The organism is Saccharopolyspora sp. ASAGF58 (assembly GCF_012277335.1).
Lineage (GTDB): Bacteria > Actinomycetota > Actinomycetes > Mycobacteriales > Pseudonocardiaceae > Saccharopolyspora > Saccharopolyspora hattusasensis.
Map to the genome: position 1 here is coordinate 5469739 of NZ_CP040605.1, position 21659 is coordinate 5491397.

Below are 21659 nucleotides of genomic sequence, written 5' to 3' on the forward strand. Positions count from 1 at the left end.
GTCGCCGATGATCGGTTGCGGTTCTGGAACAGGTCGCTGGGGAACGGGAGGAACTTCCGCTGGGACAGCCGAGGAACGGGCAGGACTCCCTCCTTTCGGGGTTTCACCCGTCGCACTGCCGACTTTGCCAGGATTGGATTTCCCGATCCGGCGGCGCTCGGGGGCACGTGCCGAACCTGCGTCGCCAGCCGTATCCGCCGCAGCACTACCCGGCGCTCCCGCCGCACTACCCGGTTCCGCCGCCGCAGCCGTACTTCTTCCAGCGGAAGCGTTGGCAGGAGCAGGCGAAGCGGGTTGTCCTCACCGTGGTCGCGCCGTGGATGGCGGCGCGGTTCCTGCTCAAGCCGAAGACCGGTGAGCGCGTTCGTGACCGGAAGCTGATGCTGCTTGCGTCCTTGCGCGCGGTGTTTGTCACGTTGGTGGTGGCGGCGGTCGTTGGCTTCCGGCGGACGGGGGGCGTGCTCGTCGGCTCGCTGGAGGTCTTTGCGCACATCTGGTTGCCTGCCGCGGTGCTCGTCCCGGTGCTGTTCGTCGGGCTGCTCGTGACGACGCGGTCCGGTCAGCGGAGCAGGTTGTTGCCGGGGGCGCTGCGGATGCTGTGGCGGCTGCTGCTCGGCGCGGTCTGCCTCTCGTTGTCGTTGCTGGTGTTGGGGCAAATAGCCGATGAATCCCCGTTGGTGGAGCGCGGAACGCTGCGCATCGTGGAGGACGGCCGCGTAACGGACCGCTACTACGAGACCACCCGCGACGGGGACGGCAACCTGATCACCCGCTTCGACAACGGCGACAGGGTTTTCTCCGATGAGGAGGAGGGCAACGCGCTCATCGAGAGCGTCGGGGCGCTGATCAGCTACGTCTGGTTCCCGATCTTCGGTTGTTGTGCCGTGTACTGGGCGGCGCGGTCCGGGCTGTGGCTGGGCGAGGTCCATCCGCTGCTCGGGTTGATGGGTTCGGTCGTGCTGATGTTGCTGGTCACCGGGCAGGGAGTGGCTGAGCTCGGCTCCGCGGGAACGTTGTTGCTCGTGCTGGTGGGTTGTGGCGTTGTCGGGACGCTGGTGCTCGCGGTCTTCGAGTTCAGGCGGGCCCGGGCGGTCGGATTCCGGGTCCGCAGCGGGCCGGAACCGGTGCAGCAGGACTGCGGCGCTGCGTCACCCGATGCTCCAACGTTGCCGTTCGGACTTCGGGCACTCGACCAGCTTCCGGAAACCGGTGGAAATGCGGGGGTTTCGGCGCAGTACCGGCAGCGGGCGGGACGCATCGCGGCAGGTGCCGGCAACGCGGTCGCGGTCGTGGGACGCGGGATCGCGAGGCCGTTTGGCCCGATCGTCCGCTTCGTGCGGCGAAAGCGGGTGGCACGCCAGGTTGATGCGGCCAAGCCGCGAATGTTCGCCGTCGTGGTCTTCCCGTGGTTGACGGCCAGATACCTGTTCAAGCCCGAGGTCGGCCCGCTGCACCGGGATCGGTTGCTGGATCGGCTCGGTTTTTGGCGCACGGTCGCCGGTTTGGGCGTCGTCGTCGCCACCACGATCAGATTCCGGGGCCCGTCGGATCTGTTCTGGGACCTGGTGGGGAAGGGTTATGCCACCATCGGGCTCGCGGTGTTCATCGCGCCATTGCCGATCTTGATGGCACTCGATGCGCGGCGGAACGGCTACGGCCCCCAGCTGTGGCCCGGGTTCGTGCGGATGATCAAGCGGGCAGCACTCGCTCTGATCGTGATTCCGCTGCCGCTCGGAATCATCGTCGGCGTGGTGTTGCTGGCCTTCTTAGCGGCTTGGCTGACCTTCGTCGTGGCTTTGCCGGTCATCCTGCTGGGCGTAGTCGCGCTGCTGTGGTGCGTGCCGTTCGTGGTGTGCACGTTCTTCTGGGCTGTGCGAACCAGCGTGTGGATGAGCGAGGTCAACCCGTTGCTCGCGCCACTCGCGGGCACCGCGTTCGCGGTGTCGATCAGCATCCAGGAGCTCGTCGGCGGCGACACCAGGAACGTTCCGCCCGCGTTGTGGCTCACGCTGAACATCTTCGGACTGATCACCACGGTGTTGCTGGGAACCGCCGAGTACCGGCATGCCAAGGCGCTCGGCTACCGGCTGCTGCGCTTCCAGGAGGCGGTTGCGGCGCCGGTCGATCCCCCGCGGCCGAGCTCGGGGTTCGTCCGCCCGGTGCTGCGTGATCTGGGCCGCTTGGCCCGCGAGCACTACCACTACATCCGGCAGTACGACCGGTAGGCGGTCCGCCCAGGTCGGCGAGCCCTGGTTCGCGGTTGCGCACCCGCGCCTGCGACCGCGTCTTCGCGCATGCCGCCGCCACCGGCCGCCGCCCCGTTGTTGGCCAACTTGTTCCGGCCACCGATGGACAGCCCGTCATCCCGGTTGATCGGGGTTCGATGCCCTTTCGGGCAACGTTGATCGAATTCGGCCGGATCTGTGCGGTGGACGCAACCCCGGCGGGCGTGGTGCGTCTTTCTTGCTGACAGAGCGGTGAGAAACCGTGGACACGCCAAAGGAAAAGGGGAGCACGATGCTCAAGCGTCACCGTATGACGACGGCCATCACCGGCATTCTGGGTGGAGCACTGCTGGTCACCGGCTGCGGAGCCGCCGCCGCACTACAGCCCTCGCCGGCGCCCGGGCGTGACGCGGGCAATGCCGGTATGGCCTCGGGCGGGGGCGGCGGGGACATCGGCACGTCGAATTGCTCGGAGGCCGATTTCCTCGCCACCGCGACACCTGTGGAAGGCGAGCCCGGCAGTTTCATCGTGGCGTACGGGAACCGGTCGGACAAGACCTGCACGATCAACGGCGGCGTGCCCAACCTCAAGGGCGTGGACATGAGCAACTCGCCGATCGAGGACCTGCCCGTCGAGGACGTGCGGCTTCCCGACGCGCCCAAGGAATTCACTCTCCAGCCCGGCGAGAGCGCATACGCCGGCATCGGCATGATCCTGGCCGACAGCGGCGACCCGGACGCTCATGTCCTCACCGGGTTCCAGTCCTCGCTGCCGGACATGTCCGAGGCACAGCCGGTCAACGTCCTCGGCGACGATGAGGTGAAGTTCGCCGCGAAGTACCTGCGAGTCAGCTCGCTGGTGCCTACCGCAGACGAACTGCGGAACTAAAACCCATGCGAGTCCCGCAGAATCAACCTCGCCGTGCGATCGGTCGGGTCGTGTCCGCGCAGGTGTCGTGACGGTAGCTGGCGACGGCGACCGTGCACTCCCTGTGGCAGCGCGAGCCCGATGGCTTCATCGAGGCCTGCCGGGCTTCTGGTGACCAGCGTGACCTGTCCGGTCATGTCGGTCGTTGTCACTCCACCGGCTTCGAACCGGTCCCGGCCTGTCGGAGCCGGTGGTCCAGCGCGGTGTGGCGGCGGCCGGAGCCGACGGTGCGCACCGCCTGCCCGAGGGCCTTTTTCGAACCGACGAGGACCACGACCTTCTTGGCCCGGGTGACCGCCGTGTAGAGCAGGTTGCGCTGCAGCATCATCCAGGCGCTTGTGGTCAAGGGGATCACCACGCACGGGTATTCGCTTCCCTGCGAACGATGGATGGTCACCGCGTAGGCGTGCACCAGTTCGTCGAGTTCTGTGAAGTCGTAGTCGATGTCCTCGTCCTCGTCGGTTCGCACGGTCAGGGTCTGTGCTTCGTTGTCGAGCGCGGTCACGACGCCCTGCGTGCCGTTGAACACGCCGTTGGTGCCCTTGTCGTAGTTGTTGCGGATCTGCGTGACCTTGTCGCCGACGCGGAAGATCCGTCCGCCGAACCGCCGCTCTGGCAGGCCCTCCCTGGCCGGGGTGATCGCTTCCTGCAACAGCTGGTTCAGCGCGCCTGCACCTGCGGGGCCTCGATGCATCGGGGCGAGCACCTGCACGTCGGTGCGCGGGTTGAACCGGAACTTCCGCGGAATCCGGCGGGCGACGACGTCGACGGTGCGCTCGGCGGTCGGTTCGGATTCCTCTACGTGGAACAGGAAGAAGTCGGTCAGCCCGTGTGTCAGCGGATAGTCCCCGGCGTTGATTCGGTGCGCGTTGGTCACCACCCCGGACTCGGCGGCCTGCCGGAACACCTCGTTGAGCCGCACGTGTGGAATCGGGGTGCCAGGGACGAGCAGATCGCGCAGTACCTCACCGGCTCCGACCGACGGGAGCTGGTCGACGTCGCCGACCATCAGCAGGTGCGCGCCGGGCGGGATCGCCTTGGCCAGTTTGTTGGCTAGCAGCAGGTCGAGCATGGAGGCCTCGTCGACCACGACGAGGTCGGCGTCCAGCGGGTTGTCCCGGTCGTAGGCGGCGTCCCCGCCCGGCTGGAGCTGGAGCAGCCGGTGCACGGTTGCCGCCTCGTGTCCGGTGAGCTCGGTCAGCCGCTTCGCCGCTCGTCCCGTCGGCGCGGCGAGGATCACCTTGGCCTGTTTCGCCTGAGCCAGTGCGATGATCGACCGCACGGTGAAGCTCTTGCCGCAGCCTGGGCCTCCCGTGAGCACGGCGACCTTCTCGGTCAGGGCCAGCTTGACGGCGCGCTCCTGCGCCTCGGCGAGTTCGGCGCCTGTAGTGCGGCGCAACCAGTCGAGGGCCTTGTGCCAGTCGACTCCGGCGAAGGCGGGCATCCGGTCCGCGCCGGTGTTCAGCAGCCGGGACAGCTGGTTGGCCAGGGCGACTTCGGCGCGGTGGAAGGGCACGAGGTAGATCGCGACGGTCGGCACCTCGTCGTCATCGGTGGGGATCTCCTCGCGGACCACACCTTCCTCGGCGACGAGTTCGGCGAGGCATTCGATCACCAGCCCGGTGTCGACGGCGAGGATCTTCACCGCCTCGGCGATCAGCTCGGTCTCCGGCAGGTAGCAGTTGCCGTCGCCGGTGGACTCCGAGAGCGTGAACTGAAGGCCCGCCTTGACCCGCTCCGGGGAGTCGTGCGGGATTCCCACCGCCTTGGCGATGGTGTCGGCGGTCTTGAAACCGATTCCCCACACGTCGTTGGCCAGCCGGTAGGGCTCCTCCTTGACGGTCCGGATCGCGTCGTCGTGGTACTGCTTGTAGATCTTCACTGCCAGCGAGGTCGAGACACCGACACCTTGCAGGAAGATCATCACCTCCTTGATCGCCTTCTGCTCTTCCCACGCGTCGGCGATCAGCTTCGTCCGCTTCGGGCCGAGCTTGGGGACCTCGATCAGCCGCGCGGGGTCCTGCTCGATGACGTCGAGCGCGGCGACGCCGAAGTGGTCGACGATCTTCTCGGCAAGCTTTGGGCCGATGCCCTTGATCAGGCCCGACCCCAGGTAGCGGCGGATACCTTGCACGGTCGCAGGCAGCACGGTTGTGTAGTCGTCGACGTGGAATTGCCGCCCGTACTGTGGGTGCGACCCCCACCGGCCGCGCATGCGCAACGCCTCGCCGGGCTGCGCGCCCAGCAGCGCGCCGACGACCGTCACCAGATCACCGCCGCGGCCGGTGTCGATCCGCGCGACGGTGTAGCCGCTGTCCTCGTTGGCGAACGTGATCCGCTCCAGCGTGCCCTCCAGCACCGCGGTCCACGTCGCCGACTCCCGTCCCTTGTCCACCGACAACACGTATCACGAACGGCTGTCAAGCAATCCGGCGGTCACCACATGCAGCGGCACCTCCCGACGCCTAGGGCTCCGGCTGATCCGCTCAACAGGACAAACGTGCTGCGCTGGATCCAGGACATCGGTGGTTCTCCTTCGGTTGGGCGAGGGGTGTCAATTTCGCGAGAAATTGGCGTTCACCCGGGTGACGGTCAATTTCTCGCGAAATTGACACGGCGCCCTTCGTGGGAAGCTTGCCGAAGGACGGTACGTTTCTTCGGTGGACCCGGCGTTCGGGCCGGTGGCGCAGGGCGGGTACCGCGGCGTGCCGGCGAAGGTGTCGATTGGCCCGGACGGCCGGACCAGGATCGCCGACGTCGTGATTGGCGCGAGCGTCGGCGATGCCCGGTACTACCTGGAGTGCCCGCGGATGGACAACGACTTCCACGGGCTCGGCGTGTTCCTGATCACGAACGTAGAACTGAGATCGTCACGGTGAAGGTGCCGTCGTGCGGCACGGTGAGGATGTGCATCCGGCGGCCGGGGTAGGTGATCGAGGAGGGCCTGATCCCGGGCTGCCGCGGCTGTGCCCAGTCGAATCGCAGCACCACCCGGCCGCGGGTGAGCGTCAGCCCTCGCGCGTCGAGTGCGACGGTGTCGGAGTCCCTCACCACCAACGGGATCTGCTCGGTTGCCGGTGCGTTCGCCCGCACCGACCTGGTGATCCGGTCGGGATGCGCGGTCACGTCGGTGACGACCGAGCCGCTCGCGGTGCGGTAGCGGAACCGGTACGGCTCGCCGCCCAGGAACTCCGCCTGCTGCGGTCCGTTCGCGTCCGTCACCTGGCCCGGGAAGACCGTCGCCCAGCAGGCGTGGTCGTTGTTGTTCATCGACTGGACGACCGTGCCCGCCACCGGGTGCCACAGGAACGTCAGGCCGGTGCGGGCCAGCGAGGTCGCGCGCCTCGTGCCGAAGTAGCCGCCGAGGTAGAACTGCGGCCTGCGCAGGAACAAGAAGTTCTGCCCCTGGTCGCTGCGGATCTCGGTGAAGTTCGCCCGGAGGTATGGGAGTTTCGCGATCGCGGCCGCGCGCTGGGCACGGGTCGGATAGCGCTCGCCGTAGATCGCGTGGGTGAGGATGCGCGGTGAGGTGTCCTGTTTAACGAGTGCGGGCACCGGTGCCGGGTCCGCCGCCCAGGCCGCCCGTGCGGCGGCGAGGTCTTCGCGGCTGGACAGGAACGCGGACAAGTTCGGCACCACTGGCACGAACTGGTTGTTCAGCGCGGTACGTTCCGGGTCCGGCCGCACGTCGGCGTAGAACCGCGACGAGGTGCGGGAGTTCGGGCCGACGTTGGCGAACCAGCCGGAGCCGTCGGGTTCGCGCAGCAGGTTGTAACCGAGCCAGTCGGTGTACTTGCGCGTCATCGTGACGAGGTTGGCGTCGTTGGACTGGCGCCACGCGTCGGCCATCTCCGGCAGCATCACCTCGAAGTTGTAGTTGGTGTCCGCGCCGGTCAACTCGTAGAAGAAGCCCGCAGGACTCTGCCCGTTCGCGGCAAGGCGCGCGAACGCCTCGGTCAACCGCTGCCGCAGCGCGGGGTCGGGGTCCTGGTTCAGCGCTAGCGAGGCACCGGCGAGCCCGGCGGTAACCTGGTTCGCGTAGTGGATTGTGGGCTGCCAGGCGCTACCGTTGCCCGGGTCGAGGAGCCACGTCATCGCTTTGCGCAGCGCCGAGGTGATCTGCGACTGGCGTTGCGGCAGGATGTTCGCCTCGCGCAGCAGGGCGTTGGTCTTGCTCAGGTACCCCAACCCGAAGCCGGTGGCGGCGAGCCCGTGCTCGGTTGGCGAATACTCCGGCCACGAGCCGTCATCGTGCTGCAACCCCAGGTAGTGCCCGAGCCCGGCGTCGAGCGCGGCGAGCAGAGCCGCGTCGCCCCGGTACGGGTTCCACGTGCGGGACTTCGTGGCGAACCAGGCGAGCGTGTAGACGTGCTCCTGGACGCGGGCGTTGTACGGCGCCGCCGGGCTGCGCCACCAGCCTCCGGCGAAGAAGCCGCTCGAGTCCATGTCGGCGACCATCGGCGAGACCGCACTGAGGTACGACGCGAAGCGCTGCTCCTCGGGTGCGAACAGGCGCCGGATCGGCGTGGTGGGCGGCGGTGCGGGCAGTGCGAGTGCGCGGGCCGGCAGTGCGGCGAGCAGTCCGAGAGCGGCGGCGCCGGTCATCAGGCTGCGACGGCTGAACGTATTCACGGGCCTACCTCCTTGTGGCCGATCAACCCTCACCCGCTGCGTAGCCGCACGTCAAGATGATAATTCGAATTATTAGGCCTTGACGACGCGTGGGCCGACGACGCAGAATCCCTGCCAATTCGAATTGGCAAGCGGGGGTGCTCGTGGCCCGACGGCTCACCCAGCAAGACATCGCCAGGATGGCAGGAGTCAGCCAGGCCACGGTGTCGCTGGTCCTCAACAACCGGCAGGACGGCAACGTCCGGATCGCGCCGGCGACCCGTGCGCAGGTGCTGGAGGTGATTCGGAAGACCGGCTACGTCGCGAACCCGATCGCCCGCAGGATGCACGACCGGCACAACCGCATTCTCGGCGTGTTCACCTACGAGGCAGTATTCCCAAGCACCCACGCGAACTTCTACCAGCCGTTCCTCGAAGGCATCGAGGAACAGGCCGAGGAGGTCGGCTGTGACCTGTTGCTGTTCACCAGCGCCAAAGCCGCCGGGGCGCGGCGGCGGATCTTCGGCGACGACAGCCGGGTGCGGCTCGCCGACGGCAGTCTGCTGCTCGGTCGCACCGTCGACCGCGACGACCTGACCCAGCTGCTCGCCGAGGGCATCCCGTACGTCTCCATCGGACGACGCGACGACGCGGGCGGCCCGGTGCCGTACGTCGGCGCCGACTACCGCACCGCGGTGCAAGACCTGGTGGACCGCGCGGTCGCGCTCGGCCACCGCGGGTTCGCGTACCTGGGGTCCGGTGCGGGCGCGGAGTCGTCCGCGGATCGGCTGCAAGGCTTCCGCGAAGCCGTTGCCGCACATGGCGTCCAAGGGGTGCATGTGCAGACCGCACGGCTCGACCAGCTGCGCGAAGCGGGCGCCACCGCCGTGCTCACCGAAGAGGTGTCGGACGGGGCCGCGCTCGTGCTCGCCGCACGCGAGCGCGGGCTCTCCGTGCCGGGCGACCTCACCGTGCTCTCGCTCGGCGCCGCTACCAAGGCGGCACCGGACGACGTGGCGCTCAGCGGTTTCCGCATCCCCAGGCGCGAGATGGGGTGCCGGGCGGTGCAGGCGCTGACCGAAGTGCTCGAACACGGCACCACACCGCAGGAACTGCTCCCGTGCGAGTTCGTCGAGGGCTCGACGCTGGGCGCACCACGCCTTTGACCAGGAGGAACTGTTGCTCGACCACACCACGGACGTTGTCGTCGTTGGCGCCGGACTCGGCGGTGTCGCCGCCGCGCTCGCATTGCTGCGCGCGGGCCGCCGGGTCGTGCTCACCGAGGAGTACGACTGGCTCGGTGGCCAGCTGACCAGCCAGGCCGTGCCGCCCGACGAGCACAGCTGGGTGGAGCGCTTCGGCGTCACCGCGAGCTACCGGGCGTTACGCGACGGCATCCGCGACTACTACCGCCGCCACTACCCGCTGACCCCGAGCGCACGGGCGTGGCGGGAGCTCAACCCCGGTGCGGGCAACGTGAGCAGGCTCTGCCACGAGCCCCGCGTCGCCGTCGCGGTGATCGACGAGATGCTGGCGCCGTTCCGCGGCAGTGGCAGGCTGACCGTGCTGCAGCCGTACCGGCCGGTGGCCGCACGCACCGACGGCGACCGGATCGTGGCGGTGGCCGTTGCGCACCGCGACACCGGCGAACAGATCGAGCTCTCCGCACCGTACATCCTGGACGCAACAGAGACGGGTGAGCTGCTTCCGTTGTCCAGCACGGAGTACGTCACCGGATTCGAGTCCACTCTGGACACCGGCGAGCCGAGTGCGCCCGACGTCGCGCAGCCGGCGAACATGCAGGCGGTGTCGGTGTGCTTCGCCGTCGACCACGTCGACGGCGACCACACCATCGACAAACCGGCGCGGTACGACTTCTGGCGCGCGTACCAGCCGGACTTCTGGGGCGACCGGATGCTGTCGTTCCGCTCTCCCAACCCGCGCACGCTGGCCATCTCCGAACGCACCTTCACCCCGAACCCGGACGACGACCCGCTCGCCGTCGTGTCGGACCAGCGGCTCAGCGCCGGTGACAGCAACCTGTGGACGTTCCGGCGCATCGCCGCGCGTCGCAACTTCGTCGAGGGAGCCTACGACAGCGACATCTGCCTGGTGAACTGGCCGATGATCGACTACTTCGAGTCGCCGGTGATCGACGTGCCGGACGCCGACGCGCACATCGCCGCGTCGCGGGAGCTCTCACGTTCGGTGCTCTACTGGCTGCAGACCGAGGCACCGCGCCCGGACGGCGGCACCGGCTTCCCCGGCCTCCGCCTGCGCGGCGACGTCACCGGCAGCGCGGACGGTCTCGCGCAGGCGCCGTACATCCGCGAGTCCAGGCGCATCAGGGCCGAGCACACGATCGTCGAACAGGACCTCTCGCTCGCCGTGCGCGGCGACAAGGGCGCGGTGCAGCACGCCGACGCCGTGGGTGTCGGCATGTACCGCATCGATCTGCACCCGTCCACCGGTGGCGACAACTACATCGACGTCGCGAGCTGCCCGTTCGAGATCCCGCTCGGCGCGCTGATCCCGCAACGGGTGGAGAACCTGCTACCCGCAGGCAAGAATATCGGCACCACCCACATCACCAACGGTTCCCACCGGCTGCACCCAGTCGAGTGGAACGTCGGCGAGGTCGCGGGCGCGCTCGCTGCCTTCTGCCTGGCGCACCGAGTCACCCCTCGCGCGGTGCGCAACACCCCCGGCCTGCTCGCGGACTTCCAGCTGTGTCTGGAACGCGACGGGGTCGAGCTCCGCTGGCCGGACGTGTCCGGCTACTGACGCAGGGAGACGAAAATGACAAAGTTGTCACGACGACTCGCGGCACTCATCGTCGCCGGGCTGCTCGCCCTCACCGGCTGCGGTGGCGGATCATCCGCACAGTCCGGACCGAAGTCGCTGCGCATGACCGTGTGGACTGCCAACGCGGCGCATCTCAAGCTGCTCAACGACATCGCCGCCGAGTACAAGGCCTCGCACCCGGACATCGCCGAGATCAAGTTCGACTCGGTGCCCGCCGACGGCTACACCACGACGCTCACCACCCAGATCGCCGGCGGTAACGCGCCGGACCTGGCCTGGATCCTGGAGGAGTCGGCACCGGACTTCGTGGCGTCCGGTGCGCTCGCCCCGGTTCGCGGCAAGATCGAGAAGGCCGACGAGCTCGTGCCGTCCGCGACGAAGCTGTGGGAGAAGGACGGCGAGTTGTACGCCTACCCGTTCTCCACCTCGCCGTTCGGGTTGTTCGTCAACACCGACCTGGTGAAGGACTCCTCGGCGGACTGGACCTGGGACCAGGCGATCGCGGCGGCCTCTGCGTCGGCGGCCGCCTCCGGCAAGGCCGGCCTGGTACTGCCGGACTTCAAGTACCAGAACTGGGCGGTGCTGTCCGCGATCTGGCGCGGCTGGGGAGCTGATGCGTGGAGTGCGGACGGTCGCTCGTGCGGGTTCTCCAGTAGCGAGATGAACGACGCGATGTCGTTCCTGCACAAGGCCATCTTCAACGACAAGGCGATTCCGGGCCCCGGCACGACGGTGGACTTCTTCGCCGGGGACGCGGCGATGGCGATCGGCCAGATCTCCCGGTCCAGTGCGTTGAAGGACGCGAAGTTCGGCTGGACGCTGCTGCCGCTGCCGTCCGGTCCGAAGGGTGACTACGCGGTGATCGGGCAGGCCGGGATCGGTGTGCTGAAGCAGTCGCACAACGTCGAGGCCGCGACGGACTTCCTCGCCTTCCTCACCAACCAGGCCAACTCCGCCAAGCTCGCGCAGTTCTTCCCCCCGGCGCGGTCGTCACTGCTCAACGCGGAGACGCTCGCCAAGAGCAACCCGTTGATCAAGGCCGAGCAACTGCAGTCCGTCGTCGTCGACGGCATCAACAAGGGCGTGGTGAAGCCGAGCCACAAGGGTCAGGAGGAGCTGAACCAGACGATCCGCGCCGCGCTCGACCCGTTGTGGAAGCCGGACGCGAACGTGCAGAGCGTGCTGAACGATGTGTGCACCAAGATCAAGCCGCTGTTGGAGAACAAGTGACGGCGGTCGCACACTCCACGCGGGCCGTAGCTCGCGAGCGGACGTCGTTCTGGACGCAGCGCAGGCGCGACAACCTGGTCGGTTACCTGTTCGTCGCGCCCGCGCTGCTCGGCAGCATCGCGTTCGTGCTGGTGCCGCTGGCCTTGGTCGGCTGGTACAGCCTCAACGAGTGGAACGTGCTCGCCGGCACGTTCCACTTCGTCGGCGCGCAGAACTACCAACAGCTGCTCGCTGACGAGAAGCTGCGCGACTCGCTGGTGGCCACCGCGTGGTTCGCCGTCGGCCTGGTCGTGCTCAACCTGTCACTGGCGCTGCTGCTCGCCGTGCTGCTCAACCAGAAGCTGCGCGGCACCACGGTCTTCCGCACGTTGTTCTTCTCGCCCGTCCTCGTGTCGCTGGTGGCGTGGACGCTGGTGTGGCAGCTGATGCTGCAGCCGGAGGGCAGCGTCAACAGCCTGCTCGGGTTCTTCGGCGCCGACGGGCCGAATTGGCTGCGCGGTGAGTCGACCGCGATGGTCTCGGTGATCGTCGTGCAGGTGATCAAGAACGTCGGCCTGAACATGGTGCTGTTCCTCGCGGCACTGCAAGGCGTGCCGCAGCCGTTGTATGAGGCGGCGAAGATCGACGGCGCGGGTGCCTGGACCCGGTTCCGCCGCATCACCGTGCCGTTGATCAGCCCGACGATCCTGCTCACGTCGATCATCACCATCGTCGGCTCGCTGCAGGTGTTCGCGCAGATCGCGGTGCTCACGCAGGGCGGTCCGGGCACGTCCACGACCGTGCTGATCTATTACCTGTACCAGCAGGCGTTCCAGTTCCACCACTTCGGCTACGGCGCGACGATCTCGGTGCTGCTGTTCGTCATCGTCGCCGCACTCACCCTGCTGCAGTGGCGGATGCGCCGGAAGTGGGTGCTGCATGAGGCCTAGGGTCAAGATCGCGCTGTACGGGCTGCTGTGCCTGCTGTGCGTGCCGTTCGTGTTCCCAACCTGGTGGATGATCACCTCGTCGATGAAGCCGATCAGCGAGATCTTCTCCACCTCGCCGCTGCCGTCGGAGTGGACGTTCTCCACTTACCGGCAGGTGTTCGAGATGCAGCCTTTCGGGCAGCAGTACTGGAACAGCCTCTACATCGCGGTGATCGTCACGGTGGGCACGATGGCGGTGGCGGCGATGGCCGGGTACGCGTTCGCGCGTATCCGGTTCCCCGGCCAGAACGTGCTGTTCGTGGTCGTGCTGATCGGCCTGCTCATCCCGAGCGAGGTCACCATCGTGCCGCTGTTCCAGATATTCCAGTCGCTCGGCCTGACCAACACGCACTGGCCGCTGATCATCGTGCCGATCCTCGGGGCGCCCTGTGTGCTGGCGATCTTCATCATGCGCCAGTTCTTCATCGCCCTGCCGACGGAGCTGGAGGAGGCCGCGCGGATGGACGGCCTCGGACGAGCGGGCATCTTCTACCGGGTGGCGCTGCCGCTGTCCCGGCCCGCGCTGGGCGCCGTCGCGATCTTCACGTTCCTGCATTCGTGGAACCTCTACCTGGAGCCGATCGTCTACCTGTCCACACCGGATATGTACACGCTGCCGCAAGCGCTCACGCAGTTCGTCGACATCTACGGCGGACCGATGTGGAACGTGCAGCTCGCCGCCGCGACCATGACTGCGGTGCCGATTCTCGTCGTGTTCGTGCTGGCGCAGCGGCAGTTCATCGAGGGACTCGCGCACACCGGCGTGAAGGGGTGAGTCCCTCGATCGACCCTGAGATCGCCGACGCGTCGCGGAGAAAGCCCGTGAGTGTTTTTGGGTGCCATGGCGCCCAAAAACACTCACGGTCGGGTGTCGCGCGTGATAGGGGCTGCGCATTCAACGTGTGCGGGCTGTAATGGTCCGCCCACTCCCAGGGAGTCAGCTTGCACCTTGAGGCAGCATTTCACGGTCGCGCATGCCCTATCGCCTCGGGTGACCTGGTCACGACTGATGTCGCTGCATAGATTTTCGGCACGGCGTCGAATTTCCCCGTTTCTCGGCGTCACCTCTGTCTCGATGCGAATGGAGCACGATGATGAAGATGCGAAAGCTGGCCACGGCCGCCCTGCTCACGCTGGGGTTCGCCGGCGGTATCGCCGCCACCCAGGGTGTGGCGTCCGCCGCCTCGTTCGTCCCGGGCGGGGTTTACACGTCCTACCGCTCCTGCGCCCAGGCGGGCGAGGCGGGCAGATACCAGCACCGCTGGGTCGGCTGGTACTGCCAAAACCTGTACAACGGCCGGCACCAGCTGTGGGTGCAGCCGACTTACTGATCCGGTGCATGGTGCGGGGGTGCGTCCGTTGTGGACGCGCCCCCGTTTTCGTTGCGGTTTCCAGGCTGAGGGCTCCGGTTCCGTCGCGATGAAGAGACTTTGCTGCCTGGCGAAACAGTACTTTGTTGCGGTGAACCGGTCATGTCCGTACGGCGAGCACGATTCGGTTGTCGATTCCGCTGGCGGAACGGTCAGGCGGCTGGGCGTGCGTCTCGAATCCCTTGCTGCGCAGCTTGTCCAACACGGAACCGAGGGCATGCTCGCTCTCGTGCACCTCCATCACCACCCGCTTGATGCGCGGCCAGTCGTCGTCCGCGATGCCGTCCAGGGCTGCCGCTTCGCCGCCCTCGATATCGATCTTCAAGAGCTCGATGTCGTCGTGCCGGGCCGCCGATTCGCGCAGGATCTGCGAGAGAGGTCGCACCGGCACGGACACCGCCTCGTAGCGGTACACCTGTTCCGCTACCGCCGGAGTGGCGTAGGTGGCGATCGTCTCCCTGTCCTTGAGCTTCACGTCCAGGTACGCCGTGGAATTTCCCGGCATCGCGGGGAAGAAGTAGAACTGGGTCGTGCCGGCCCGGTCGGCGAGCCCTTCCTCGTGGACGGTGACGTCGGTGAGGCCGTGCAGGCGGATGTTCGCGCGCAACGCCGCCACGGTTTGCGGCATGGGCTCGATGGCGATTACGCAGACCCGCGGGAAGCGCTGCTTGACGAACAGGGTGAACAGGCCGATGTTGGCTCCCGCGTCGACGATCAGCCCCGTCGGTTCGATTGGTTCCAATGCACGCAGGTAGCTGTTGCGGCCGAAGATCTCGTCGTAGATCAGCTTCGCCTCGGAGAGCACCGGGTTTCCGGTTGCCGGGGTGTAGCATTCGAGATCCTCGGCGACTGCGACGAGGTGCAATCTGGTCATGGCATCCCCACTGACGTTTGGCGTTCGGTGTCCTGCGGCGACCGCCCTCGCTGGCGTCATGTGGCCGGCGAGGCGCGCCCGGCGCGGGGTGTCTGCCGGGACAGGAAGTTCTCGAGAGTTTCGGCGCCGGCCTTCGCCGCGTTGGTGCGGAGCAATTCCGCTCGCCATTGCGCCAGGTTCGCCTGGATGGTGGGGTCCGCAGTTACTTCGTCGACGGCCGTGCGCAGCTGCTCCACGGTCACGGACTCGGCGTCCACGGTCCGGCCCAGCCCCAGCTCCGCCGCCCTCCTGCCGTTGAGCGCCTGCTCGGGGGTCTGCGGCAGCGACACCAGAGGCACCCCGTGCAGGAGCGACTCCATGGTGGACCCCATGCCGGTGTGGGACACGAACACCGAGGCGTGCCGGAGCACCTCGAGTTGCGGAACGTGCTGGTGGACCTCGAAGTTGGCGGGAACCGCGTCCGGCCGCGCGCGACCGGTGGCCATGACGACGTGCCAGCGGCTGCCGGCGAAGGCATCGGCGCAGACGCCGAGCAGATCGGGGCGGTCGTTGAAGACCGTACCCAGGGCGATGAGCAACACCGGTGAGTCCTCGGGTGGTTCCCAGGCCCCGGGCCGCGCCCGTCTGGGCAGCGCCGGTCCGAGGAAATGGAACTCGGGGCCGAACGTGTCCCCGGCGATCTGGAAGCGTCGTGGGAGGAAAACCAGATTCAGCGGGGCGCGCGCATCGGTTGGTCGAAGGGTTCCGGGGTGGATGCCATGTTCGGCGCTGAACCTGGCTAGCGTGCGGCCGACCTCGAACAGCCGGGGATCCGCCGGGTTGAAGTCGGTGGGCCACATGATCGACTGCAGCGAGAACTGCTCGTTGCCGACCATGTTCGGTGCCAGCCCGCATCCTGGCACGCCGAGCTTCGCCGCCAACGCACGACCGGCCAATCCCATGACGTCGAAGCACACGCAATCGGGGCGGTCGGCCCGGAATGGCTCCAGCAGGTCTGCGAAGGTCGTGATCAGTTCCGCGGCGCCGTCGGCCATCATCGCGATTAGGTTGTCCATGGTGTAGTTGCGGCCCGCCATGCCGCTCAGCTCCACATTCCACGGCATTTCCACCACGTCGGCGCCCGCGCGCGCGACTGCGGCCGCCTGCTCCGCACCGGTCGCGTACGTGACGCGGTGACCGCATGCCACCAGTTCCTCCACCAACGGCAGCGTCGGGTTGACGTGGCCGTGCGCGGCCAGTGAGACGAAGGCGAAGTGCTTGTTCATCGTCCTCCCAGATGCGCCGTGCGCGTTACACCTACCCGCCTCGCGCGTTGTCGATCCCAGTGCCGGCTGGATGTCCGCGTCAGCCGATGGCTGCGCCGATCCTACGCGGCGAGGGCCTGGTCGTGTCGCCATTGCGCGAAGTCCACGGCGAAAACCCGCCAGCGGCGGAAAGACTTTGGACGCGACGGAGCCCGCTTGGTTCAATGCGGTCAACACCACGGTGATCGGAAGCGGGAGAGCGAGCGCATGTCGGAGCACGTGGGAACCGCGGAGTGGCACGGGGTCCAGGTCTACTTCTACGAGGAGAACAAGGACGACCTGATCTTGAACTGTGTCCGGCCGTTGTTCAGCCGGCTCGCTCCGTTCGCCGAGCGGATGTTCTACACCCGGCACTGGTTACGCGGCCCGCACCTGCGCCTGAGTTTCCTCGCGTCCGGGGGCGACTTCACGAACGTGATCTACCCCGAGACCGAGCGGACGGTCGCCCGGTACCTCACCGAGAATCCGTCGACCGCCGAGATCGACGAGGAGGAGCTGCTCGCAGTCCATCGCGCGGTGGCTGAACAGGAGCAGCAGCCAGGGCCGTTCGTGCCCTTCCACCCGGACAACTCCGTGCGGCTGGCCCCCTACGACCGGCGCATCCCGGTGCTCGGCAGTGCGGCAGCCGCGGAGCTGCTCGAGGGCTTCTACCACGAGACCAACGCCCAGGCCTTCGCCGCGCTCGACGACGTTCGTTCGGGCAGGAGCCGGCTCACCACCGCATTCGACCTCATGGTGGCCACCGCACATGCGATGTGGCCCGGTATCAACCGCGGATTCATCTCCTTTCGCTCGCACGCCGAAGGTTTCATCGCGCGAGCCGGGGACCCGCGGCGGCGCCGTGCGTTCTGCGACGAGAAGTACCGCGCCCAAAAAGCCGGCCTGCGGCGGCGGCTGGTCGCCGTCCTCGACGGACTCGACGGACCCGACGGACTCGACGGACCCGACGGACTCGACGGACCCGACGCACTCGACGGACCCGACGGGCTCGACGGCGATGGCGAGGTGCCGTTGGTCCGCGAATGGGTTGCGGTGCTCGGCCGCTACCGGGCGCGGGCGCGACCGTTGATCGCCTCCGGCGAGGTGTCGTTCGTAGCGGCGGAGCAGGGGTATGCGCAGCAGAGCTGGGATCCGCAGATGCTGGCCCACAGCACGTTCCACAGCCTGCTGCAGGGCGAAGGCGGGCAGATGGCCCGTTTGCAGCGGGACCCCGACTTCCTCGCTTTTCGTTTCGCGCTGAACTACCTGTACCTCCACCTCAACCGGATCGGTGTCCGGCCGGTCGAGCGGTTTGTCCTGTGCCACCTCATCGCCAACACGGTGGAGGACCACTACGGCATATCGGCCCACGATTTCGTGGCGTCGTGAGCCTGGCGTTCGGCTTTCGCTGGCTGGGCTAGGCTTGCCGTTCGTGGACAACGGTGACGTCGTGTCCGTGCCGGTCTTCCGCCCGGACCTGGTCGGTGTGCTGTGCAGTCCCAGTTCGCCCGGCCCGCATCCGGCCGTGCTCGTGGTCGGCGGTTCGGAGGGTGCGATACCGGAGTGCGCGGCAAAGCGCTTGGCGCAGGAAGGCTTCGCCGCGTTGGCGGTGGCTTTCTTCGGGGTCGGGTCGCTACCGCGGGACCTCGTCGAGATCCCGCTGGAGTACTTCGCCGGCGCGCTGGACTGGCTCGCCCAGCGGCCGGAAGCCGACCCCGGGCGGCTCACCGTGGTTGGTCGCTCGCGAGGCGGCGAGTTGGCGCTGCTGCTCGCCGCCGCCTATCCGGAGCGGATCAAGGGAGTCGTTGCCTACGTGCCGAGCAGTGTGGTGTGGCAGGCGGTTCCGTCGGACCCGCGCGCCATGCTGGGGGCGCCGCGTTCGTCGTGGAGCCGAGATGGCGTACCTGTCCCGTTCGTCGCCATGCCGCCGCCCACCGCGGCCGACGCGGCGCAGTTCCGGGGTTTCCTGAGCGGGGAGCCGGTGGCCTTCCGCCCGGCGTTTGAACGCGCCATGACGCAGTGGGACGCGGTGGTCGACGCGACCATCGAGGTGGAGCGGATCAACGGCCCCGTGCTGGTGCTCAGCGGCGGGCAGGACCAGCTCTGGCCGTCGGAGCTGTTCGCCGAGCGGATCGTCGAGAGGTTGGTCGCGCACGGCCACCGCTTTCCGCACGAGCATCTGCGCTATCCCGGCGCCGGACATCGGCTCGGCGTCCCCGGCGCCGTGCTCCGGCAGCGTCGCGCCGGTTTCGACCGACTTTTGATGGGCGGCACTCCGGAGTCCGATGAGGACGCCAGCCGGGACAGCTGGCCCCAGGTCCTCGACTTCATCGCGCGGGCCGGAGCGTCCTGAGAGCCGGCCGTCATCGCCAGAAAACCTCCCAGAACCCGCCGATGGTCGTCTTGGCAAGGTGGCTGCAAGCGGCTGCGCCGCTTCCAAAGGCGCGGACGGCATTCGCTGAGTCCCGCTTCCCCGCGAAGCTCGCTGACTCCCCATGATTTCGCCTCCGCGCACTGTTGTCCGGCGGCGCTGCCGGTCAGCGAAACTGTTCGGGCAACGCGCTGCCCGGCGATTCGGTTGTCCGCCCGCGTTCACCGCACCGGATTTTCTCAGATGTTTCTCAGCTTAGGACGCGCCGTCGTCAATTTCGGCCGATGGCTCGTTTCAGAAGCGAGGAATACCCCGCTGCTGCTCCATTCGGCCGAAAACGTAAGTAAAGGGTGCGTCTGGCAAGTGGACTAGTGATGTTTCACTACGGTCAGTCGCAGCGCCGCGCGAGTCCGATGAGGCCTCGAAATGTCGGCGAAATTAACTCGTGATCGGCGCTCGCGTGCTTAAAATGGCGCTGTCGGCGTCGGGATCCTGGGTACCACGTTGACAATTCAATTATCCGATGAGAGCGATTTGGGGACCGATATGGAAGATCTCAAGCTCGATCTCGAGAGCCTCGAGGTGGAGAGCCTCAGCTTCGGCGGTGACGCCGACCGCGACCTGCAGTCCCTGGGCATGGGCCACGGGATGACCGAGGTCGGGTCGTCCGCGGGGTGCTGCTGCTGCACCTGCAGCTGCTGTTGCTGCCCCTGCGGATGAGTTGACTCCACGCGCGGAAGTCGCGGAGTCCGGCATGCTGAACTCCGTCGCTTAGGCGAGTTCTGCTCGTCAACCGCCTAGACGGGAGCGGGGTTCCGGGACGTGTTTCGCCGGCGCTTGTTGCCCGGAACCCCGCGCCTCCTCGCGCGTCCCCCTACTTTCGTCGACCGCGTGATCCTTTGGATGGAGCAAGTGAAGCCGAAGCTCAAGAACGACACGCTCTACCTTCCGTCGGCCGAGGGGATCTACTTCGTGAGCAATCACGGAACCCTGACGCTGGAGGGCAAGCACATCTACCAGTGGGTCGACAAACTGGCTCCGTTCCTGACCGGTGCGCACACGCTCGACGAGATCACCGCCGGCCTTTCCGGGGATCGCCGCCGAATGGTCACCGCGTTGATCAGCGGCCTGGTGGAGAAGGGATTCGTCAAGGACGTCGGGGATGACCGCGAACACGGGCTGGACGAACGGGAACTCGCCGCCTACGAGTCGGAGATCGCGTTCGTCGATTACTACCGCGATTCGGCCGCGTACCGCTTCCAGCGGTTTCGCGAGCGCAAGGTGTTGCTGATCGGCGCCGGCCAAACGGCGGCGGCACTCGCCCAGGCCTGCTTGCACGCCGGGGTGCGTGATGTGCGGCTGGTGATCACCGACGAAGCCGCGACCGACCGGTCGCGCATCGAGGAGTACGTCGGACGAGCCCGCGACCGAGACCCGCGGCAGTCGCTGGTCGAAGTGGTGGACGTGGCGCTGGACGACTCGCCGGAGGCGGTGCGGAAGGCAGTCGAATCCTTCGACGTGGTCATCCACGTGTCGGACAAGCCGATGCTCGGCCGCGCCCGACTGCTGAACCAGGTCTGCGTCGACCGGGGAGTGCTGTTCATCCAGGCCGTCGTGGTCGAGGGAGGCGCCTGGATCGGCCCGCTCGTCAACCCGGTCGGCGTCGACGCGTGCTGGGAATGCTCCTGGCTGCGCGTGCTGGGCAGGAACCCCGTAGCCGGTGAGCCCTTCGCGGACCGTCCCGATGCCGTTCCCAGCGAGTTCCTGGCCGGGCCGACCGCGGCGATCGTGGCCAACCACCTCGCCTTCGAGGTGTTCAAGCACATCACGGAAGCCGGCCCGGTCGAGACGGCGGGTGCCGTGGTGGGTCTGGATCTGGAAACTCTGCAGAGCGCCGGCCACCCGGTGTCCCCGCACCCGCTCTGCACCGCGCACGGTACTTCCGCACCACCGACCGAGCAGGACTTCCTGGCGGTCGTCAACGGCCTCGCTGCGGGGCCGGAGCTCTGCGGCGAGGACTTCTCGCGGGCCGCTGCCGAATGCTTCGAAGAGGACACCGGCCTGCTCGGCCGCCTCGACGAAGGCGACTTCGGGCAACTCCCGCTGAAGGTGTCCAGGGCGGAATTCTCCAACGCGCTGCTGCGCCCTGACTTCGATCAGGAGGCGGCCGCGGCGGTCGCGGTGGCCACCGATTTCACCGAGGCCCGCGAGCGCGCCACTCGCCGGGCCTGCGAGCTCTATGCCGCCAGCGTCGTCGACTGCCGCAGGTTGCGAGGTTCCGGCGCGGGCGATGCGCGCACCTGGGGGCTGGACCTGGCGTCGGGCGCCGCCGTCTCGGTGGTCGCCGCCAATGCGTTCCCCGGACTTCGAGCAGCGGTGCCCACGGCTGCGGACGCACCCGGCCTGGCATCCGGTTTTACCTGGTCCGAGGCGGTTGGTCGCGGGCTGCTCGCGCTGACCAACCAGCTGACCGCCGCAGAACTGGAGCACGCCCGTGACCCCTTCCCCCGGGTGGACCAGAACGCACTCCCGCAAACCGCGATCGCGCAGCGCTACCTGACGATGCTGGAGATCCTCGGCATCGACGTCGAGGTCTACGACATCACCGGCACGCTCGCGGTGCCGACGTTGGTGTCCTGCATGGGAATGGACACGGTTGGCTGCGCGTCCGGATTCGACGAGGCGCAGCTGTTCGAAGAAATCCTCGAGCAGACGCTACGCCACCACCAAGCGCACGCGGCGAAGTGGCCCGGCAACGCCATGCCGGAACCCCTTCCGCAACTGCCGAAGGAGCTGCGCGGACCCGAGCGCACCCGGCGGAGCACGGCGGTCGGCGAACCTGCTCCACGGCAGTGGCCGGAGATCCGGGCACTGCTGCTGAGCCGCTTGCGGGATGCCGGCCACCGGCCGGTCATCGTGCCGCTCGATCACGATCCCGTGATGAACCTGGTGCTGCCCTACATCGTCAACGTCGTGCGCGGAGAAGAGAACTAA

16 protein-coding genes are annotated in these 21659 nt (G+C 67.6%); 12 read left to right on the forward strand and 4 right to left on the reverse strand.

The features are described 5' to 3' along the window. The first annotated feature begins 167 nt into the window (after positions 1–167). Positions 168–2225 (forward strand): hypothetical protein, encoded by a 2058-nt coding sequence (locus FDZ84_RS25760; protein WP_168587974.1) that lies wholly within the window; start codon positions 168–170, stop codon positions 2223–2225. A 292-nt stretch (positions 2226–2517) separates the two neighbouring features. Next, the gene (locus FDZ84_RS25765; protein ID WP_168587975.1) at positions 2518–3114 is read left to right on the forward strand and encodes a DUF4232 domain-containing protein; all 597 of its coding nucleotides are present in this window, start codon (positions 2518–2520) and stop codon (positions 3112–3114) included. A gap of 187 nt (positions 3115–3301) precedes the next feature. Here the strand turns inward: FDZ84_RS25765 and FDZ84_RS25770 are convergent, their stop codons facing one another. Further along, positions 3302–5548 carry an ATP-dependent RecD-like DNA helicase gene (locus tag FDZ84_RS25770; RefSeq protein ID WP_246868422.1) on the reverse strand — a complete coding sequence of 749 codons (2247 nt, stop codon included), beginning with the start codon at positions 5546–5548 and terminating at the stop codon, positions 3302–3304. 265 nt (positions 5549–5813) lie between these two features. On the opposite strand from FDZ84_RS25770, the gene FDZ84_RS25775 reads away from it, so the two are divergent. Continuing rightward, positions 5814–6032, forward strand: a complete 219-nt coding sequence (locus FDZ84_RS25775) for a glycoside hydrolase family 88 protein (RefSeq protein ID WP_168587976.1) — start codon at positions 5814–5816, stop codon at positions 6030–6032. Here FDZ84_RS25775 and FDZ84_RS25780 read toward each other — a convergent pair. Next, positions 6001–7785 (reverse strand): hypothetical protein, encoded by a 1785-nt coding sequence (locus FDZ84_RS25780; protein WP_168587977.1) that lies wholly within the window; start codon positions 7783–7785, stop codon positions 6001–6003. The genes FDZ84_RS25775 and FDZ84_RS25780 overlap by 32 nt on opposite strands. A gap of 143 nt (positions 7786–7928) precedes the next feature. On the opposite strand from FDZ84_RS25780, the gene FDZ84_RS25785 reads away from it, so the two are divergent. The 6 genes from FDZ84_RS25785 to FDZ84_RS25810 all read left to right on the forward strand — a co-directional run bounded on the left by FDZ84_RS25785 (position 7929) and on the right by FDZ84_RS25810 (position 14098). Then, positions 7929–8930, forward strand: coding sequence for a LacI family DNA-binding transcriptional regulator (locus FDZ84_RS25785; protein ID WP_246868423.1), 1002 nt, complete (start codon positions 7929–7931; stop codon positions 8928–8930). A gap of 13 nt (positions 8931–8943) precedes the next feature. Further along, positions 8944–10548 (forward strand): FAD-dependent oxidoreductase, encoded by a 1605-nt coding sequence (locus tag FDZ84_RS25790; protein ID WP_168587978.1) that lies wholly within the window; start codon positions 8944–8946, stop codon positions 10546–10548. 15 nt (positions 10549–10563) lie between these two features. Continuing rightward, on the forward strand, positions 10564–11799 hold the full coding sequence (locus FDZ84_RS25795; RefSeq protein ID WP_168587979.1) for an ABC transporter substrate-binding protein: 1236 nt from the start codon (positions 10564–10566) through the stop codon (positions 11797–11799). Continuing rightward, on the forward strand, positions 11796–12728 hold the full coding sequence (locus FDZ84_RS25800; protein WP_168587980.1) for a carbohydrate ABC transporter permease: 933 nt from the start codon (positions 11796–11798) through the stop codon (positions 12726–12728). The genes FDZ84_RS25795 and FDZ84_RS25800 overlap by 4 nt, the downstream gene beginning before the upstream one ends. Further along, positions 12718–13542: a carbohydrate ABC transporter permease gene (locus FDZ84_RS25805; RefSeq protein ID WP_168587981.1), complete on the forward strand. Its 825-nt coding sequence runs from the start codon at positions 12718–12720 to the stop codon at positions 13540–13542. The genes FDZ84_RS25800 and FDZ84_RS25805 overlap by 11 nt, the downstream gene beginning before the upstream one ends. A 316-nt stretch (positions 13543–13858) precedes the next feature. Then, positions 13859–14098, forward strand: coding sequence for a hypothetical protein (locus FDZ84_RS25810; RefSeq protein WP_246868424.1), 240 nt, complete (start codon positions 13859–13861; stop codon positions 14096–14098). Positions 14099–14237: 139 nt separating this feature from the next. On the opposite strand, the gene FDZ84_RS25815 is transcribed toward FDZ84_RS25810, so the two are convergent. Together FDZ84_RS25815 and FDZ84_RS25820 are read right to left on the reverse strand one after the other, a co-directional pair. After that, entirely contained in the window at positions 14238–15011 is a 774-nt protein-coding gene (locus FDZ84_RS25815) for an FkbM family methyltransferase (RefSeq protein ID WP_168587982.1), read from the reverse strand. A 56-nt stretch (positions 15012–15067) separates the two neighbouring features. Further along, positions 15068–16276, reverse strand: a complete 1209-nt coding sequence (locus FDZ84_RS25820; protein ID WP_168587983.1) for a macrolide family glycosyltransferase — start codon at positions 16274–16276, stop codon at positions 15068–15070. Between the two features lie 246 nt (positions 16277–16522). On the opposite strand from FDZ84_RS25820, the gene FDZ84_RS25825 reads away from it, so the two are divergent. From FDZ84_RS25825 to FDZ84_RS25835, 3 genes are all read left to right on the forward strand, one after another. Continuing rightward, positions 16523–17683 carry a lantibiotic dehydratase C-terminal domain-containing protein gene (locus FDZ84_RS25825; protein ID WP_168587984.1) on the forward strand — a complete coding sequence of 387 codons (1161 nt, stop codon included), beginning with the start codon at positions 16523–16525 and terminating at the stop codon, positions 17681–17683. A 61-nt stretch (positions 17684–17744) separates the two neighbouring features. Beyond that, positions 17745–18647, forward strand: a complete 903-nt coding sequence (locus tag FDZ84_RS25830) for an alpha/beta fold hydrolase (protein ID WP_168587985.1) — start codon at positions 17745–17747, stop codon at positions 18645–18647. Between the two features lie 930 nt (positions 18648–19577). Beyond that, positions 19578–21659: a TOMM precursor leader peptide-binding protein gene (locus FDZ84_RS25835; RefSeq protein WP_168587986.1), complete on the forward strand. Its 2082-nt coding sequence runs from the start codon at positions 19578–19580 to the stop codon at positions 21657–21659.

Coding starts and splice junctions, on each gene's coding strand:
- FDZ84_RS25820 (WP_168587983.1), bottom strand. CDS start 16,276: ATGAACAAGCACTTCGCCTTCGTCTCACTGGCCGCGCACGGCCACGTC.
- FDZ84_RS25810 (WP_246868424.1), top strand. CDS start 13,859: ATGATGAAGATGCGAAAGCTGGCCACGGCCGCCCTGCTCACGCTGGGG.
- FDZ84_RS25805 (WP_168587981.1), top strand. CDS start 12,718: ATGAGGCCTAGGGTCAAGATCGCGCTGTACGGGCTGCTGTGCCTGCTG.
- FDZ84_RS25765 (WP_168587975.1), top strand. CDS start 2,518: ATGCTCAAGCGTCACCGTATGACGACGGCCATCACCGGCATTCTGGGT.
- FDZ84_RS25825 (WP_168587984.1), top strand. CDS start 16,523: ATGTCGGAGCACGTGGGAACCGCGGAGTGGCACGGGGTCCAGGTCTAC.
- FDZ84_RS25795 (WP_168587979.1), top strand. CDS start 10,564: ATGACAAAGTTGTCACGACGACTCGCGGCACTCATCGTCGCCGGGCTG.
- FDZ84_RS25815 (WP_168587982.1), bottom strand. CDS start 15,011: ATGACCAGATTGCACCTCGTCGCAGTCGCCGAGGATCTCGAATGCTAC.